General features: G+C 69.6%; 16 protein-coding genes and 1 pseudogene. 8 read left to right on the top strand and 9 right to left on the bottom strand.

Translation table 11 applies throughout. From position 1 onward, the window contains the following. The first annotated feature begins 9 nt into the window (after positions 1–9). Positions 10–993, top strand: a complete 984-nt coding sequence (locus tag AC1P0E_RS22985) for a 1-aminocyclopropane-1-carboxylate deaminase/D-cysteine desulfhydrase (protein WP_482744021.1) — start codon at positions 10–12, stop codon at positions 991–993. 96 nt (positions 994–1,089) lie between these two features. On the opposite strand, the pseudogene AC1P0E_RS22980 reads toward AC1P0E_RS22985, so the two are convergent. Then, a pseudogene (locus tag AC1P0E_RS22980) lies at positions 1,090–1,272 on the bottom strand (RNA-guided endonuclease TnpB family protein); the annotation flags it as partial. A gap of 347 nt (positions 1,273–1,619) precedes the next feature. Between AC1P0E_RS22980 and AC1P0E_RS22975 the strand changes: the two are divergent. After that, positions 1,620–2,033 (top strand): ATP-binding protein, encoded by a 414-nt coding sequence (locus AC1P0E_RS22975; protein ID WP_482744020.1) that lies wholly within the window; start codon positions 1,620–1,622, stop codon positions 2,031–2,033. A gap of 143 nt (positions 2,034–2,176) precedes the next feature. Further along, positions 2,177–3,067, top strand: coding sequence for an RNA polymerase sigma factor SigF (locus tag AC1P0E_RS22970; protein ID WP_482745868.1), 891 nt, complete (start codon positions 2,177–2,179; stop codon positions 3,065–3,067). Positions 3,068–3,121: 54 nt separating this feature from the next. On the opposite strand, the gene AC1P0E_RS22965 is transcribed toward AC1P0E_RS22970, so the two are convergent. Then, the gene (locus AC1P0E_RS22965; protein WP_482744019.1) at positions 3,122–3,553 is read right to left on the bottom strand and encodes a hypothetical protein; all 432 of its coding nucleotides are present in this window, start codon (positions 3,551–3,553) and stop codon (positions 3,122–3,124) included. A gap of 73 nt (positions 3,554–3,626) precedes the next feature. Between AC1P0E_RS22965 and AC1P0E_RS22960 the strand changes: the two genes are divergently transcribed. Then, a complete protein-coding gene (locus AC1P0E_RS22960) occupies positions 3,627–4,595 on the top strand; it encodes a diacylglycerol/lipid kinase family protein (RefSeq protein ID WP_482744018.1) in 969 nt (322 codons plus the stop codon). A gap of 317 nt (positions 4,596–4,912) precedes the next feature. Next, positions 4,913–5,170: a WhiB family transcriptional regulator gene (locus AC1P0E_RS22955; RefSeq protein WP_004937597.1), complete on the top strand. Its 258-nt coding sequence runs from the start codon at positions 4,913–4,915 to the stop codon at positions 5,168–5,170. A 197-nt stretch (positions 5,171–5,367) separates the two neighbouring features. On the opposite strand, the gene AC1P0E_RS22950 is transcribed toward AC1P0E_RS22955, so the two are convergent. Together AC1P0E_RS22950 and AC1P0E_RS22945 are read right to left on the bottom strand one after the other, a co-directional pair. Beyond that, entirely contained in the window at positions 5,368–6,843 is a 1,476-nt protein-coding gene (locus AC1P0E_RS22950; RefSeq protein ID WP_482744017.1) for a sensor histidine kinase, read from the bottom strand. Between the two features lie 264 nt (positions 6,844–7,107). Next, a complete protein-coding gene (locus AC1P0E_RS22945; RefSeq protein ID WP_482744016.1) occupies positions 7,108–7,716 on the bottom strand; it encodes a TetR/AcrR family transcriptional regulator in 609 nt (202 codons plus the stop codon). Between the two features lie 81 nt (positions 7,717–7,797). Here AC1P0E_RS22945 and AC1P0E_RS22940 point away from each other — a divergent pair, with 81 nt between their 5' ends. Continuing rightward, positions 7,798–8,553, top strand: a complete 756-nt coding sequence (locus tag AC1P0E_RS22940) for an SDR family oxidoreductase (protein WP_482744015.1) — start codon at positions 7,798–7,800, stop codon at positions 8,551–8,553. Positions 8,554–8,576: 23 nt separating this feature from the next. On the opposite strand, the gene AC1P0E_RS22935 is transcribed toward AC1P0E_RS22940, so the two are convergent. Beyond that, positions 8,577–9,623, bottom strand: a complete 1,047-nt coding sequence (locus tag AC1P0E_RS22935; protein ID WP_482744014.1) for an SIS domain-containing protein — start codon at positions 9,621–9,623, stop codon at positions 8,577–8,579. A 155-nt stretch (positions 9,624–9,778) separates the two neighbouring features. Here AC1P0E_RS22935 and nagB point away from each other — a divergent pair, with 155 nt between their 5' ends. Then, positions 9,779–10,564, top strand: a complete 786-nt coding sequence (nagB, locus tag AC1P0E_RS22930) for a glucosamine-6-phosphate deaminase (RefSeq protein WP_482744013.1) — start codon at positions 9,779–9,781, stop codon at positions 10,562–10,564. 66 nt (positions 10,565–10,630) lie between these two features. Here the strand turns inward: nagB and AC1P0E_RS22925 are convergent, their stop codons facing one another. The 4 genes from AC1P0E_RS22925 to AC1P0E_RS22910 form a co-directional block, all read right to left on the bottom strand. Next, complete coding sequence (locus AC1P0E_RS22925) at positions 10,631–12,169, bottom strand: glycoside hydrolase family 3 protein (RefSeq protein WP_482744012.1); 1,539 nt, start codon at positions 12,167–12,169, stop codon at positions 10,631–10,633. 7 nt (positions 12,170–12,176) lie between these two features. Continuing rightward, positions 12,177–13,076 (bottom strand): carbohydrate ABC transporter permease, encoded by a 900-nt coding sequence (locus AC1P0E_RS22920; protein ID WP_482744011.1) that lies wholly within the window; start codon positions 13,074–13,076, stop codon positions 12,177–12,179. After that, positions 13,073–14,086, bottom strand: a complete 1,014-nt coding sequence (locus AC1P0E_RS22915) for a carbohydrate ABC transporter permease (protein ID WP_482744010.1) — start codon at positions 14,084–14,086, stop codon at positions 13,073–13,075. The genes AC1P0E_RS22920 and AC1P0E_RS22915 overlap by 4 nt, the downstream gene beginning before the upstream one ends. A 79-nt stretch (positions 14,087–14,165) precedes the next feature. Further along, entirely contained in the window at positions 14,166–15,446 is a 1,281-nt protein-coding gene (locus AC1P0E_RS22910) for an extracellular solute-binding protein (protein WP_482744009.1), read from the bottom strand. A gap of 281 nt (positions 15,447–15,727) precedes the next feature. Between AC1P0E_RS22910 and AC1P0E_RS22905 the strand changes: the two genes are divergently transcribed. Further along, the gene (locus AC1P0E_RS22905) at positions 15,728–16,498 is read left to right on the top strand and encodes a GntR family transcriptional regulator (protein ID WP_482745867.1); all 771 of its coding nucleotides are present in this window, start codon (positions 15,728–15,730) and stop codon (positions 16,496–16,498) included. Positions 16,499–16,541 lie beyond the last annotated feature (43 nt).

The following is a 16,541-nucleotide window of genomic DNA, read 5'->3' as shown; positions in this document are numbered from 1 at the left end:
AATGGGTGCATGACCCACGAAGCGCTCGACCTCTCCCGCCTGCGGCCGCGGCTCCCGTCGCCGCTGTGGCAGGCCGAGGACGAGCGCTTCACCCGTCGCGGCGTACGGCTGCTGCTCAAGCGCGACGATCTGATCCACCCGGATCTGCCGGGCAACAAATGGCGCAAGCTGGAGCTGAATCTGCGGGCGGCGGCGGGGCGCACGGTGCTGACCTTCGGTGGCGCGTACTCGAACCACCTGCGGGCCACGGCCGCGGCGGGCCGGCTGCTGGGCTTCCCGACGATCGGTGTCGTACGGGGCGGCGAGCTGTCCGGGCGCCCCCTGAACCCGTCCCTGGCCCGCTGCGCGGCGGACGGCATGCGGCTGCGCTTCGTGGACCGGGCGACGTATCGGGCGAAGGCGGAGCCGGAGGTGCTGGCCGAGCTGGTCTCGGCCGCTGCGCGGGGCCTTTGCCCCGACCTGCCCCTTCCCGCTGTGACATTTTCAAACGAAGGGCGTTCGGGAAGGAGCGGAGTGGGGGACATCTACGTCGTTCCCGAGGGCGGCAGCAACGCCCTCGCCGTGCGGGGGTGCGTCCGGCTCGGGCGGGAGCTGCGCGGGGTCGCCGACGTCGTGGGAGTCGCATGCGGCACCGGCGGAACCGTCGCCGGGCTCGCGGCGGGGCTGGGGCCCGGGCAACGTGTCATCGGGTTCCCGGCCCTCAAGGGCGGCTTCCTCGGCGACGAGATACGCGCGCTCCAGGACGCCGCCTTCGGCGCCCCCGCCGGCGACTGGACCCTGGACGACCGCTTCCACTGCGGCGGATACGCCCGTACCACCCCGGAACTCGAAGCGTTCGCCACGGACTTCGAAGACCGGCACGGGCTGCCTGTGGAGCGGCTCTACGTCGCCAAGATGCTGTACGGACTGACCGTCCTCGCCACCGAGGACGCCTTCCCGCCCGGCACCACCGTCGCGGCCGTGATCACGGGTCAGCCCGACTCCGCGCGGTAGGCCGCCGCCTCCTCCAGGTCGAGTCTGCGCATCAGGCTGCGCAGCATGTTCCCAGACGGCGTTTCGACGCCTCTCGAGAACGGCCCGAAGCCGGTCCGCGACGGCTGCGGCCGGCCGGGGAATGACGGACGCGTCCTCGCACAGCAGGGACACGAACCAGCGGCCCGCACTGTCCTGGGACACGGTCACCGTGGACGGCTCGGCACCCTGAGGCAGAGGCCGGGACCACACGATCTCCAGCGGGCCCTTCATCTTCGCCGGCGTCAGTACGCCACCCCTTCGCGGCCCCGCACCCGGGCCCGGGCCCGGAGCGAGGACGGCCATTCGGTGGTACGCAGCTTCGAGCCCGGGGACACTGGCGCTGGTGCCACGAGGACGGTTCGATCGTCTGACGTGTGGGTACGTCAACCCGGCGCCGGTTGTTTCCAATTGGGCGCCGCAGACCCCTAGCCACTGTGCGTACTCATGTGCTTACCATGAGTGACAGTCCTGGGTGGGGGCCCGGCGACAGGGCAGAATGGATCGCGATAGCGTCACCGGCGAACGACGTAACGACGTACCGCGTGGCTTCGGGGGGCGCTGCCTCCCGGACCCCCGAAAGAGCTTGTGCCACCTTGGAGGTGAGGGTGTCCCAGATCGCAGGCGAGCCCGGGACCCAGGACTTCGTGGAAGTCCGGCTGCCCGCTGCAGGTGCCTACCTGTCCGTGCTGCGTACGGCCACGGCCGGACTCGCGGCGCGCTTGGACTTCACCCTCGACGAGATCGAGGATCTGCGCATCGCAGTCGACGAGGCCTGCGCGATCCTGCTCCAGCAGGCTGTGCCCGGTTCCGTCCTCAGCTGCGTCTTCCGGCTCGTCGAGGACTCGCTCGACGTCACGGTCTCGGCCCCCACCACCGACGGACGCGCGCCGGAGCGAGACACCTTCGCCTGGACGGTGCTCTCGGCACTGGCGGGCAAGGTCGACTCCTCGGTCGCGGAGGACCGAACGGTCACCATCAGCCTGTACAAACAGCGCGGCGCGGGACCCGGGCCGGCGTGAGGGACGGGGACGGGCCGGTGCGCAACGAGGAGCTCAGCCCACAGACGCCGACGGGAGGGCGCGCGGTCCCGGCCGCGTCGGCGCCCGCACCCTCGGACATCCCTGAGCAGCAGGCCCGGCCCCACCCGGTCGACGAACCGGTGGTGGCCGACGGGCCGGCGGTCGACGGACCGGTGGACGGCCCGGTGGGCACGGTGGCGGCGGAGCAGGCAGAGCGGGCGGGCCATATGAGCGAGCACGGACAGCAATCCACGGAGCTGGAGCACGGGCGCCACGATCCGCACGACCGCAGTGGTGCGCGCGCGATGTTCATCGAGCTGCGCAAGCTGCCGGACGGATCGGCCGAGAAGGCGGAGCTGCGCAACCGGCTGGTGCGCATGCACCTGCCTCTGGTCGAGCACCTGGCCCGCCGCTTCCGCAACCGCGGCGAGCCGCTCGACGACCTCACGCAGGTCGCCACGATCGGCCTGATCAAGTCGGTGGACCGGTTCGATCCGGAGCGCGGCGTCGAGTTCTCGACGTACGCCACCCCGACCGTCGTCGGCGAGATCAAGCGGCACTTCCGCGACAAGGGCTGGGCCGTTCGCGTGCCCCGCCGGCTCCAGGAGCTGCGCCTGTCGCTCACGACGGCCACGGCCGAGCTCTCCCAGCAGCACGGCCGGTCCCCGACCGTGCACGAGCTGGCCGAGCGCCTGGGCATCTCCGAGGAAGAGGTCCTGGAGGGGCTGGAGTCCGCCAACGCGTACAGCACGCTGTCGCTGGACGTGCCGGACACCGACGACGAGTCCCCGGCGGTCGCGGACACGCTGGGCTCCGAGGACGAGGCGCTCGAAGGCGTCGAGTACCGGGAGTCACTGAAGCCGCTCCTGGAAGACCTTCCGCCGCGCGAGAAGCGGATTCTGCTGCTGCGCTTCTTCGGGAACATGACGCAGTCGCAGATCGCCACGGAGGTCGGCATCTCCCAGATGCACGTCTCCCGGCTGCTGGCGCGCACGCTGGCGCAGCTCCGCGAAAAGCTTCTGGTCGAGGAGTAGCCCGTACGGAAGGTACGGTCCGTGCCGCCCCAGCGGTGACCCGCGGCGCTGTAGTTATGCGTCGCGGGGACCGCGAATGCCGAGCGCCCGGGTCGTCTCGGGATTGACCAGCAGGACCAGGGACGTCACGGCCACCACCGCGAGGACGATGCCGGCCGGGATCAGCAGGGAGCCCTCGGAGCGCAGCAGGGTCCAGGCCACCGGCAGCGCCATGATCTGCGTGATGATCGCGGGCCCGCGGCTCCACGCGCGGCACTTCAGCAGCCCCCGCGCGGCCAGCAGCGGCAGCAGCGCCAGTACGAGCAGCGTCAGGCCGCCCATCTCCGCCTGCTCGGGCTTGTCGGGACTGCCGAGCAGACCCATGACGAGCATGTACGCGCCGCCTACGACCAGGGCCAGGCCCTCCAGCGCGGCGAGCCCCGCTGCGGCGGTCAGCCGGGTGGGGCGGGGTGCGGCGAGGGGTTCGGGAGTCTGCTCATTGCTCACCCCTGCAGCGTAACGGCCTGCCCCGGCGGACCAGGTCTGGGCCGGGTACGCCCCACTGGGTAGTCTGGCGCCCATGCGTGCACTCCTCGTGGTCAATCCGGCAGCTACCACCACCAGCGCGCGCACCCGCGATGTCCTGATCCATGCCCTTGCCAGCGAGATGAAGCTGGAAGTCGTGACGACCGAGTACCGCGGGCACGCCCGCGACCTGGGCCGGCGGGCAGTGGAGAGCAAGGACATAGAGCTGGTCGTGGCGCTCGGTGGCGACGGCACGGTCAACGAGGTCGTCAACGGTCTCCTCCACGAGGGTCCGGACCCGGAAAGGCTTCCGCGCCTCGCCGTGGTCCCGGGCGGTTCCACGAATGTCTTCGCACGCGCCCTCGGTATCCCCAACGACGCGGTCGAGGCGACCGGCGCCATTCTGGACGCGCTGAAGACCCGCAGTGAGCGCACGGTCGGTCTCGGTCTGGCCGCGGGTACCCCGGGAACGGAGGACGAATCGGTTCCGGCCCGCTGGTTCACGTTCTGCGCGGGCTTCGGCTTCGACGCCGGAGTGATCGGAAGGGTCGAGCAGCACCGGGAGCGCGGAAAACGTTCGACGCACGCCCTCTATGTGCGTCAGGTGGTGCGCCAGTTCGTGACGGAACCGCACCGCCGGCAGGGGCTGATCACCCTGGAGCGCCCCGGTCACGACCCGGTCGAAGATCTTGTGCTGTCCATAGTCTGCAACACCTCCCCCTGGACCTACCTGGGCAATCGCCCGATGTACGCGTCCCCGGAGGCCTCGTTCGACAAGGCGCTGGACGTGCTCGGACTGAGCAAGTTGTCCACCCCTGCCGTGGCCCGTTACGCGACCCAGTTGCTGACCTCGTCGCCCGAGCGCGGGCCGCACGGTAAGCATGCGGTGACATTGCACGACCTGACCGACTTCACCTTGCATTCGAAGGCCCCACTGCCCTTCCAGATGGACGGTGACCACCTGGGGCTGCGTACGAGCGTGACGTTCACAGGCGTTCGCCGTGCACTGCGTGTGATTGTGTGAGCGGAAGGCGCAAAAGTCCTTTAACTCGAACGTACGGGCTGGGTTACACCCCATAGAAGTACGGCTGTGACCTACCCGACACCGAGGAATCAAAAAAAACTTTCCAGAAGGGGTTGTATCCGCTGCCGAGGTTTGCGAATCTCTACATGGCGATCGGGACGGCCCGCAACACCAGCCTCCACTGAAAGCCAGAACCCCTCCTCCACACAGGACCCACACCAGGCGACTGGCAGTCGGCCCTTCACTTGCGGGGGGATTCGTGAAAGCGTTCACATTCACAAGCAACGTGCTTGTAATACCAAGGAGAGGTAGCAGCCATGGACTGGCGTCACAACGCCGTTTGTCGTGAGGAAGACCCGGAGCTGTTCTTCCCCATCGGCAACACCGGTCCTGCGCTGCTGCAGATCGAGGAAGCCAAGGCCGTCTGCCGCCGCTGCCCCGTCATGGAGCAGTGCCTGCAGTGGGCGCTCGAGTCCGGCCAGGACTCCGGCGTCTGGGGTGGCCTCAGCGAGGACGAGCGCCGCGCGATGAAGCGCCGCGCCGCCCGCAACCGGGCGCGTAACGCGACCGCCTGAACCACCACCCCGCACGAGCCTGAGCTTGGCGGCGCGTACAGCGCGTACGCACCACCCGCCCCCGAGCCGCAGCGCGCAGTACCCCCGATGCGCATAGCAACGTGAGCTTTGAGCCCCGGACCGTATCCTCGGTCCGGGGCTCGCCGCTTTCTTGCCCTGCGTACTACGTCACCCTACGTACTACGTCGTACGTCGGACTACTTGTCGGCGCGTACGGGAACGTCGAGTACGACCCGGGTACCGCCCTCGGGACCAGGGACCATGTCGAAGGTCCCGCCCAACTCGCCCTCCACCAGCGTCCGTACGATCTGCAGCCCCAGATTGCCGGTCCGCTGCGGGTCGAACCCCTCGGGCAGTCCGCGGCCGTCGTCCTGGACGGTGATCAGCAGCCGGGCGTCCTTGCGCTCGCCGCCGCGCACCGCGGCCACCTCGACCGAGCCGTGCTCCGCCGGCGCGAAGGCGTGCTCCAGCGCGTTCTGCAGAATCTCGGTGAGGACCATCGCCAGCGGCGTCGCGACCTCGGCGTCGAGTATGCCGAAGCGGCCCGTACGGCGGCAGTCGACCTTTCCCGGCGAGATCTCTGCGACCATCGCGATCACCCGGTCGGCGATCTCGTCGAACTCGACGCGCTCGTCGAGGTTCTGGGAGAGCGTCTCGTGAACGATCGCGATCGAGCCGACCCGTCGCACCGCCTCATTGAGCGCCTCGCGGCCCTTCTCCGAGTCCATCCGGCGCGCCTGGAGCCGCAACAGTGCCGCGACCGTCTGGAGGTTGTTCTTCACCCGGTGGTGGATTTCCCGGATGGTCGCGTCCTTGGTGATCAACTCGCGCTCGCGACGGCGCAGTTCCGTGACGTCGCGGCACAGTACGAGCGAACCGATCCGGGTGCCCTTGGGCTTCAGCGGGATCGCGCGCAGCTGGATGACCCCGCTGTTCCCCTCGACCTCGGTCTCGCGCGGGGCATAGCCGCTGGCCAGCTTGACCAGGGCTTCGTCCACCGGGCCCCGGGACGGGGCGAGTTCGGCGGTGGCCTGGCCGAGGTGGTGCCCGACGAGGTCGGAGGCGAGGCCGAGACGGTGGTACGCGGAGAGCGCGTTCGGCGACGCGTACTGGACGATGCCGTCCGCGTCGAGCCGGATCAGCCCGTCGCCCGCGCGCGGCGAGGCGTCCATGTCGACCTGCTGGGCCGGGAAGGGGAACGACCCGGCGGCAATCATCTGGGCCAGGTCGGAGGCGCTCTGGAGGTACGTCAGCTCCAGACGGCTGGGGGTCCGTACGGTCAGCAGGTTCGTATTGCGGGCGATGACGCCCAGGACTCGGCCTTCGCGGCGTACGGGAATCGACTCGACCCGGACCGGGACCTCCTCCCGCCACTCCGGGTCCCCCTCGCGCACGATCCGGCCCTCGTCGAGGGCGGCGTCGAGGAGCGGGCGGCGGCCGCGCGGGACGAGGTGGCCGACCATGTCGTCCTGGTAGGACGTGGGGCCCGTGTTGGGCCGCATCTGCGCGACGGAGACATAGCGCGTCCCGTCGAGGGTGGGGACCCACAGGACGAGGTCGGCGAAGGAGAGGTCGGAGAGCAGCTGCCACTCCGAGACCAGCAGGTGGAGCCACTCGAGGTCGGTTTCACTCAGAGCGGTGTGCTGGCGGACGAGGTCGTTCATGGAGGGCACATGTGCGAGCGTACCCGCCCGTTCGAGCGAGCGACCCCATGGCCGCGGCGCCTGGGAGGGACCCTCAGCCCTCCCGGCACCGCAGCCCGGAGCTGCTCCGGCCGAGCGGATGTGCGGTCCCGCGCGGCCGACGGAGGCCACGGCGCAGTCAGGGCAGAGAGCGCCGGTACCTCGTTCCGCCCTCCTGTGCGGGGAGGGAGGAAGCTTTACCTGCACATTGTGGACTAGACCATTACGTTGTGTCTATGGCCGTGCCGAGTCAGATTAGCGGTCATCCGCCCCGGCCGGCCAAGCACACATGGCCTGCGCGGCCACCGCTTCCAGCTCCCCCTTCGTCGCGCCGTCGCGCGCCTGCTGCGACATCCCCTGGAACACGGCGCCGCTGAAGCGCGCGAGGCCGCGGGCACCGGTGCCCCGCGGCAGCACGCCCGCGTCGATGTCCGCGCGGATGAGGGCCTCGATCGCGGCGAGGTTGGCGTTGCGCTGGTCGCGCAGGGCCGCTTCGACCTCCGACGTCGTGCAGTTGACCGCCGAGGAGACGATCAGGCAGCCGCGCGGGTGCGTGGGATCGGTGAACTCGCCGGCCGCCTCGTGGAGCATCCGGGCGATGCCGGCGCGGGCAGTGGGCTCCTCGTGCAGCGCGCGCGCCGCGAAGGAGCCGTACCACTCGCCGTACGAGCTCACGACTTCCGCGAACAGCGCCTTCTTGTCGCCGAAGGCGGCGTACAGGCTCGGCGCCCCGATCCCCATGACACGGGTGAGGTCGGCGACGGACGTCGTCTCGTAACCGTGCTCCCAGAAGGCCAGGGTCGCCTGCCGCAGCGCCGCTTCACGGTCGAAGGAGCGGGGCCGGCCGCGCTGTCTCGTCGCCATGACCTCAATTCTATAGCGGTCGTTAGGTTATCTGTTACGGTTCTTTCTGTAGCGACCACTAGAGAAATGGGGGGCGTCGCAATGAGCACGCTCACGGGCAAGACGGCACTGGTCACGGGCGGCAGCCGGGGCATCGGACGCGGCATCGCACTTCGCCTGGGCCGGGAGGGGGCGCGGGTCGCCGTGCACTACGGCAGCAACGACGTGGCGGCCAAGGAAACGGTGGCCGCGATCGAGGCGGCGGGCGGCTCGGCGTTCGCGATCGGCGCGGAGCTGGGCGTGGAGGGGGACGCGGCGGCGCTGTGGGCGGAGTTCGACCGCCACTCCCCCGACGGGCTGGACATCCTGGTCAACAACGCGGGGATCGCGGCGTGGAACGGCTTCGCCGAGATCGAGGAGCCCGAGTACGACCGGGTGTTCGCGGTCAATACGAAGGCGCCGTTCTTCGTGGCGCAGCGGGGAGCGGACCGGCTGCGGGACGGCGGGCGGATCATCAACGTCTCGACCGGCCTGTCGCACGCGGCGGTCATGCCGGACCTGATCGCGTACGCGATGAGCAAGGGCGCGCTGGACGTGTTCACCCGGTACCTGTCCAAGGTGCTGGGCCCCCGGGGCATCACGGTCAACGCGGTGGCTCCCGGCATCGTGGACACGGACATCAACGCGGGCTGGCTGCGTGCGAGCGACGAGGTGTGGGCGGGGGCGGCCGCGATGTCGGCGCTGGGCCGGGTCGGGGAGCCCTCCGACATCGCGGACGTCGTGGCGTTCCTGGCCTCCGACGACGCCCGCTGGATCACGGGCCAGTGGCTGGACACGACGGGCGGCTCACTGGCCTGAGACCTCAAGGGCACAGAGGGAGGTCAGTGGGTCTCCGTGACCTTCGCCAGGGCGCGCGGGGCGTCCGGGTCCTGGCCCCTGGCGATCGTCACCTCGTACGCCAGGAGCTGGAGCGGCAGGATCTCCAGGACCGGCTGGAGCTCCTCCGGTACGCCCTCCATGGACAGCACGAATCCCGCCGAGGCCGCGTCGACCTGCGCCTGCGGCCCGATCACCACCAGGTCGGCGCCGCGGCCGCGCAGTCGGTCCAGGACGGGCTGGAGGGCCTCGCCGCCCTTGCCGGCCGTGACGACGGCGATGACGGGCGAGATGTTGTCGACCATGGCGAGCGGGCCGTGCAGCAGGTCGGCGCCGGAGTAGGAGAGAGCCGGGATGTAGCTCGTCTCCATGAGCTTGAGCGCCGCCTCCTTGGCCGTCGGATAGCCGTAACCGCGCGACGTGATGACCATCCGTTCGGCGAACCGGTAGCGGCCGGCCAACTGCCTGATCTCCGCCTGGCGCGCCAGAATCCCGTCTGCCAGGCCGGGCAGGGCCGCCGCCGCCGACCCGTCACCGCCCCGCAGACCGTCCACGAAGAGGTAGAGGGCGAGGAGGGAGGCGGTGTACGTCTTCGTCGCCGGCAGGGCCTTCTCCGGCCCCGCCAGGATGTCGATGTGGTACTCGCTGACCGCCGCCAGCGGCGAGTCCGCGTTGTTGGTCACGGCGAGCGTGATCGCGCCGGCCTCGCGGGCCGCCCTGGTGGAAGCCACGAGGTCGGGCGAGCCGCCGGACTGACTGACCGTGACGAGCAGGACGTCCCTGAGGTCGGGGCGGGCGCCGTACGCCGTCGTCGTCGACATGGAGGTCAGTCCGCACGGCAGGCCGAGCTGGATCTCCAGCAGGTACTTCGCGTAGAGGGCCGCGTTGTCCGACGTACCGCGCGCGGCGAGCAGGACGAAGCGCGGGCTTCTCGCGGCGATCGCCCGCGCGGTCTCGCGGATCCGCGGGGCACCGGTTTCGAGGATCCGGCGCAGGACCGCGGGCTGCTCCGCGATTTCGGCGGACATGATCCTGCCTGGCTGTTCGACCATGCTCGGTGCCTCCAAAAAGGTGACGATCGGCGCGTCCCAGTCGACCATGGAGATACGGGCGTCCGCATGGCGAAGACCACCCGGCAGACGGCGACCCCTCTGCTAGATTGGTCTATACCACAAGCGGCTCCCCCTCTCAGATCGGCAGGCTCAGCGTGGAAGTTGTCATCGTTCCGGACGCCAAAGCGGGCGGCGAGCTCATCGCGGCGGCCATCGCCCGGCTGCTGAGCCACAAGCCCGACGCGCTGCTCGGCGTGGCCACCGGTTCGTCCCCGCTGCCCATCTACGAGGCGCTGACCGCCAAGGTCCGCGCGGGCGGGGCCGGCGCGTCGCGCGCCCGGATCTGCCAGCTCGACGAGTACGTCGGTCTGCCCGCCGGGCACCCCGAGTCGTACCGCTCCGTCGTACTGCGCGAGGTCGTCGAGCCGCTCGGCTTGACCGAGGCGTCCTTCATGGGGCCCGACGGGTCCGCCGAGGACATCGAGAGCGCGTGCGAGGCGTACGACCGCGCACTCGGCGAGGCCGGCGGCGTGGACCTCCAGCTGCTCGGGATCGGCACCGACGGGCACATAGGCTTCAACGAGCCGTGCTCCTCGCTCGCCTCCCGCACCCGGATCAAGACGCTGACCGAGCAGACCCGCGTCGACAACGCGCGCTTCTTCGACAACGACATCGACCAGGTGCCCCACCACGTCATCACCCAGGGCATCGGCACCATCCTGGAGGCCCGCCACCTGGTACTGCTCGCCACTGGTGAGGGCAAGGCCGAGGCCGTGGCGCAGACCGTGGAGGGTCCGGTCGCCGCGCTGGTCCCGGCCTCCGCCCTCCAGCTGCACCCGCACGCGACGGTCGTCGTCGACGAGGCGGCGGCGTCCAAGCTGAAGCTGGCCGACTACTTCCGCGCCACGTACGCGGCCAAGCCGGCCTGGCAGGGCCTGTAGCACTACCCGCACAGGACGAGTGCCGAGATCCCCCCGGATCTCGGCACTTGTCGTATGCGGCAGGTGTCAGACGCCGGCGACGACCTCGGCGGCGGCCAGACCGCACACCCGCGCGGCGCCGTGCGTCGCGATGTACAGGGCTCCGCGCGACCGCGCCTGCGGGACGCCCATCTCCACCACGACCGTGTCCGGCCGGGCAGCGGTCAGCGCCTCCAGCGCGACCGCCATCCACGGGTGGCGGTGGGCATCGCGTACGACGGCGACGATCCGGCGGTCGCCCGCGGCCCCGATCACCTGCTCCGGGGCGGAGTTCTCGCTGCCGTACGTACCCGTCGTGGTGCCCGGCAGCAGGCGTGCCAGCTCGGCGGCCACACCCCACGGCGTCTCGTCGCCGACGGCGATGTTCGCGACCGGGGAGAAGGAAGCGACGTACGGGGCGGAAGTGACAGGCTCGAACCCGGTGCTCCGCGTGATCCGCAGAGCCCGCCGCGCGGCCACCAGACCGACCTCGGCGCGAGGGCCCGTACCGGCGCCGGGCGCGGTCCCCTCCTGTGAAGCCACGCCCGGCCCCGGGGCCTTCCGGGCCCCCCTGGTCTCCCGCGTCCAGCTCGCGAGCGCGCGCACGCGCGCGGCCGCGTCGGCCAGTCGCTCCTCCGGCAGTACGCCGTCCCGCACGGCCGCGACCAGCGCGTCGCGCAGCCGCAGCACGGTCTGTTCGTCCGCCAGTCCGCCGCCGACACAGATCGCGTCGGCGCCGGCGGCGATCGCCAGGACGCTGCCGCGCTCGATTCCGTACGTCGCGGAGATCGCCTGCATCTCCATGCCGTCGGTGATGATCAGCCCGTCGTAGCCGAGCTCCTCGCGCAGCAGACCGGTGAGGATCTGCGGGCTCAAAGTGGCCGGACGGGACGGGTCGAGCGCAGGCAGCAGGATATGCGCGCTCATCACGGATTTGGAGCCCGCGGCGATCGCGGCCCGGAAAGGCACCAGCTCACGGGCGTGCAGTGTGTCCAAGTCCACGTCGATGCGGGGCAGTGCGTGGTGCGAGTCGACGGCGGTGTCGCCGTGGCCCGGGAAGTGCTTGGTGCAGGCGGCGACACCGGATGCCTGGAGGCCTTCGACGTACGCCGCGGTGTGCCGGGCCACGAGCTTCGGGTCGGCGCCGAAGGAACGTACACCGATGACCGGATTGCCCGGGTTGGAGTTGACGTCGGCGGACGGGGCCCAGTTGAGGTTGACGCCGCATTCGGCGAGCCTTCGGCCGAGTTCGCGGGCGACGTCCCGGGTGAGGGCGGTGTCGTCGACGGCGCCGAGCGCGAGGTTGCCGGGGAACGAGGAGCCGTTGCGGACCTCCAGGCGGGTGACGTCGCCGCCCTCCTCGTCGATCGCGACGAGCACGTCGTCACGCTCGGCTCGCAACTGGGCCGTGAGCGCCGCCAGTTGCGCGGAAGACGCGATGTTACGGCCGAAGAGGCCCACGGAGGTCAGGCCCTCACCGACCCGGCGCAGCAGCCAGTCAGGGGCCGCGGTGCCCGGGAATCCGGGCTGGAGGACGGCGAGAGCGTCGCGGGTCAGGGTGTCGGTGCGGCTTACGAGCGTCGTCATGGCGGCGTTATCCCTTCACTGCGCCGGCCGTCAGGCCCGCGGCCATCTTGCGCTGGACGAGGAGGAAGAGGATCACGATGGGGACGGCCATCATCGTGGCGCCGGCCATCATCGGGGCGTACTCCGTGCCGTGCTTGGTGGTGAAGTTGCCGAGCCAGACCGTGGCTGTCTGGTTCTGCTGGCTCATCAGCATCAGGGCGTACAGGTACTCGTTCCAGGCCTGGATGAACCCGTAGACGGAGGTGGCCACCATTCCGGGGGCCAGCAGCGGGAAGACCACCCGTACGAACGCTCCGGTGCGCGTGCAGCCGTCGACCATGGCCGCCTCTTCCAGCTCCTTCGGGATGTTCACGATGAAGCCGCGCAGCGTCCACACGGTGAAGGGGAGGATGAAGGTCAGGTACGTGATGATCAGGCCGGTGATCTTGTCGTACTGACCCAGCTCGTTCAGCAGCAGGAAGACCGGGATGATCATGGCGACCAGCGGGACCATCTGGACCGCGAGGATGCCCACGATCACGATCTTGCGGCCACGGAAGGCGAACCTCGAGATGGCGAGCGCGGCGAGCATGCCGACCACGATGCCGATGACGACCACGACGGAGGAGACGGCCAGGCTGCGCCCGACCGGCCCCCAGAAGTCCGCGACGTCGAACGCTCGCTTGAAGTTCTCCAGCGTGAAGGGGCTCGGGAAGAACTGCGGGTCGGGGTCGATCGCGTCCTTGGCCGGCTTGAACGCCGTGTTGAGCATCCAGTAGACCGGGAAGCCCATGACGACGAAGACCAGGAGGCCGACGGCGTTCCAGCCGGCCTTTCCCCTCCTGCCCTTGCGGGGACGGCCCTTGGGACGGTTCTGGCTCTTGGGACGGTGCTGGACGCCGGCGGGAGCCGCGGTGGTCGAGGTCACTCCACCTCTCCGATCTTGAGCATCTGACGCATGTAGACGGCGACCACGCCAAGCAGCAGCAACACGGTGACCAGGGCGATCGCGGAGCCGCCGGAGTAGTCGTTGACGACGAACGCCTTCTGGTACGAGTACGTGGTCAGCAGCTGGAACTCGGCCTCGGGGTTGCCGCCCCGCATCACGAAGACCTGCGGGAAGACGCCCATGTCCCAGATCACCGAGAGCGTGGTCAGCATGACGAGGATGGGCTTGAGGATCGGCAGGGTGACCCAGCGGAAGACGCCCCAGGCACCGGCGCCGTCGAGCCGGGCGGCCTCCTCCATCTCCTTGGGGACCTGGGTGAGACCGGCGCTCAGGGTGATGACGACGAAGGGCACCGCGCCCCACACGACCAGCAGCATGATCACGGCGAGACCCTGCGGGCCGCTCGCGAACCAGTTGTGGCCGACCATCTCGACTCCGGGCAGCTTGCTCAGCAGCCAGTTGAGGACGCCGTAGTCGGTGTCGAAGATCCACTTGAAGATCGCGGTGGCCACGATGATGGGCATGCCCCAACTCGCCACCAGGGCGATGCTGATGAGCGCCTTGACCCAGCCGGACACCCGCTGCATCAGCAGGGCGATCAGCATGCCGAGCACCATGGTGAGGATGACGGCGCCGGCCGTGAAGACGATGGTCCGTACGACGACGGCCCAGAACTCGCCGTCCCCCAGGATGGCGCCGAAGTTCTTGAGGCCGACCCACTCGGCGTCCTTGAAGCCCCACAGCTCCGACTTGCCGAAGCTCTGGAAGGAGAGCGTGACCAGCCGCACCAGCGGATAGCCCATGACGAGCACGGTGATCAGCAGACAGGGCGCGAGAAGGGCCCAGGGCACGGCGGCCCTGTCGGCTACCCGTGTCCTGACGCCCTTTCCGGGCCTTCCGGGCTTTCCGGGAACTTGCGCCCCGTTCCGTGGTGATGGCGACGGCCGCGTCGGCGGCACCTTGGCGGTGGTTGTCTCTGCGGCACTCATCGCGCGCTCCTCACAGCTCCCTCTCCTACTGCGGGCGGGCAGGGCCCCGCCGAACCGGCGAGGCCCTGCCCGCTCAAGGTCACTTGGTGTTGATGACCTTGTCGATCTCGGCGTCGGCGGCCTTCGCGGCGGCCTCGACCGACTTCTTGCCGGTGCCGATCTCCTTGAGCATGGTCTGGAGGATCTTGGCCTTCTCGACCTGACCCCAGCCGGGAGCGGTGGGAACGAACCAGCTGGACGCGGCGGCGGTGGCCGGGACGGCGGTCGCCGGGTCCGACTTCAGGGGCTCCAGATCCGACTTGTTGTTGGGGAGGTTGCCCTTCCCGATGAGCCCCTTCTGGCCCTCGGCGCCGGTGAACGCGTTGATCCACTCACCCGCGACGGCCTGGGCGTCGGACTTGACCGGGATGGCCAGGTCGGAGCCGCCGAGGAAGACCGGGAGGTTCTTGCCGGACGGGCCGGGCATCACGAAGCTCTCGATCTTGTCGGCCAGTTTGCCGACCTTGTCGTTCTTCGGGTCGGCGGCGGTCCCGCCCTCCCAGGCCGCGGCGAACATCGTCGCCGCCTTGCCCTGGCCGAAGACGATCGGACGGTCGGCCTCGTCCTTGGTCTTGTCGGCGTGCATGTACTTGTCGAGGACCTTCTTGTACTCGCCCAGGCCCTTGAGGGACTCCGGCGAGGACAGGTTGGACTTCCACTGGTCGCCGTTCTGCTCGGCGATGGAGCCGCCGGCGTCGTAGACGAACGACATGGCCGCGTACCAGTCGGGCGACGGCTGGTACCAGGCGCTGAACTTGTCGCCCTTCTTCTCCTGGATCTTGTCCAGGGCGGAGGTGAGCTCCTTGTACGTCTTCGGCGTGGCCTTCACGCCCGCGTCGGCGGCAATGTCCTTGCGCCAGGTGCCCACACGGCCACCGGCGTAGTACGGCACACCGTAGGTCTTGTCCTCATAGGTGACGGACAGCTTGAGGCCGTCCAGCCAGTCGCCCGACTTGTCGAACTTCGACGGGTCGATCTCGGCGAAGGCACCGGTGGCCATGTAGCCGACCATCTCGGAGTTGCCCATCTCGACAACGTCCGGAGCCTTGTCCGTGGCGAGTACGGCGTCGAGCTTGGCGTTCTTGTCCGGCCAGCCGTAGTACTCGTGCTTGATCTTGATGCCCGGGTACTTCTTGACGATCGTGTCGTCGGCCGCCTTGACCAGTTCGGGCCAGTTGTTCTGGGCGTCGACCGTCAGCCAGACGGTGAGCTCCTTGGGCTTCGCCTTGTCGCCACCGCCCGCGCTGTCCGAGCCGCCGCACGCCGCAATGCCGACCATCATGCCCGCGACGCCTATCGCCGCGATGAGCTTGCGCTTCACGCCACCACTCCTCAGGGATTCCAGCAACCCCCCGCCCACCGCGAAGACTTACGACGACTACTGCCCGGGGCTGGGTTGGTCTTTAATGGTTTAGACCAGTACCGGGAGCTTGGCCTAGACCTTTAGGGGTGTCAAGGGTGTATAAGAAGGGCTCTCGCGTCCGTTATCGGACCGACACCTGAGCAAGGGCGACGACCTGTGACAAGGCCGTGCCACCATGTGAGCCGCGACAGTCGGAGGAGCCGGTGACGGCAGCAGCACAGAAGTCGGGAAGGCGGGTCATGGCCACGGACGGGGGCGGCACGGAGGCCGAGGGTACGGCGGCGGCGGCAACACGCACGGCGCGCGTACCCAAGTACTACCGGCTCAAGCGGCATTTGCTGGACATGACGGAAACTCTCCCGCCCGGAACCCCGGTACCGCCGGAGCGGACCCTGGCGGCCGAGTTCGACACCTCTCGTACGACGGTGCGCCAGGCGCTCCAGGAGCTGGTCGTCGAGGGCCGGCTCGAGCGGATCCAGGGCAAGGGCACGTTCGTGGCCAAGCCGAAGGTCTCGCAGGCGCTGCAACTCACGTCGTACACGGAGGACATGCGGGCGCAGGGCCTGGAGCCCACCTCCCAGCTCCTCGACATCGGTTACGTCACCGCCGATGACACCCTCGCCGGCCTCCTCGACATCTCGGCGGGCGGCCGGGTCCTGCGGATCGAGCGGCTGCGGCTGGCGAGCGGCGAGCCGATGGCCATCGAGACGACGCACCTGTCGGCGAAGCGCTTCCCGGCGCTGCGCCGCTCGCTCGTCAAGTACACGTCCCTCTACACGGCACTGGCGGAGGTATACGACGTACGCCTGGCCGAGGCCGAGGAGACGATCGAGACGTCACTGGCCACCCCGCGCGAGGCGGGGCTGCTCGGTACGGACGTGGGCCTGCCGATGCTGATGCTGTCCCGCCACTCGATCGACGGGAACGGCGAGCCGGTGGAGTGGGTGCGCTCGGTCTACCGGGGCGACCGCTACAAGTTCGTCGCGAACCTCAAGCGGCCGACGGACTGACACGGCGGCGAGCCGGGGGCGGCCGGGGGCGACCTCTGCTGCG

The sequence above is a fragment of the Streptomyces sp. TRD_SC_5 genome, assembly GCF_056836825.1.
Note: the sequence above shows the minus strand (reverse complement) of the source record. Positions and strands in the feature narration are given on the sequence as shown.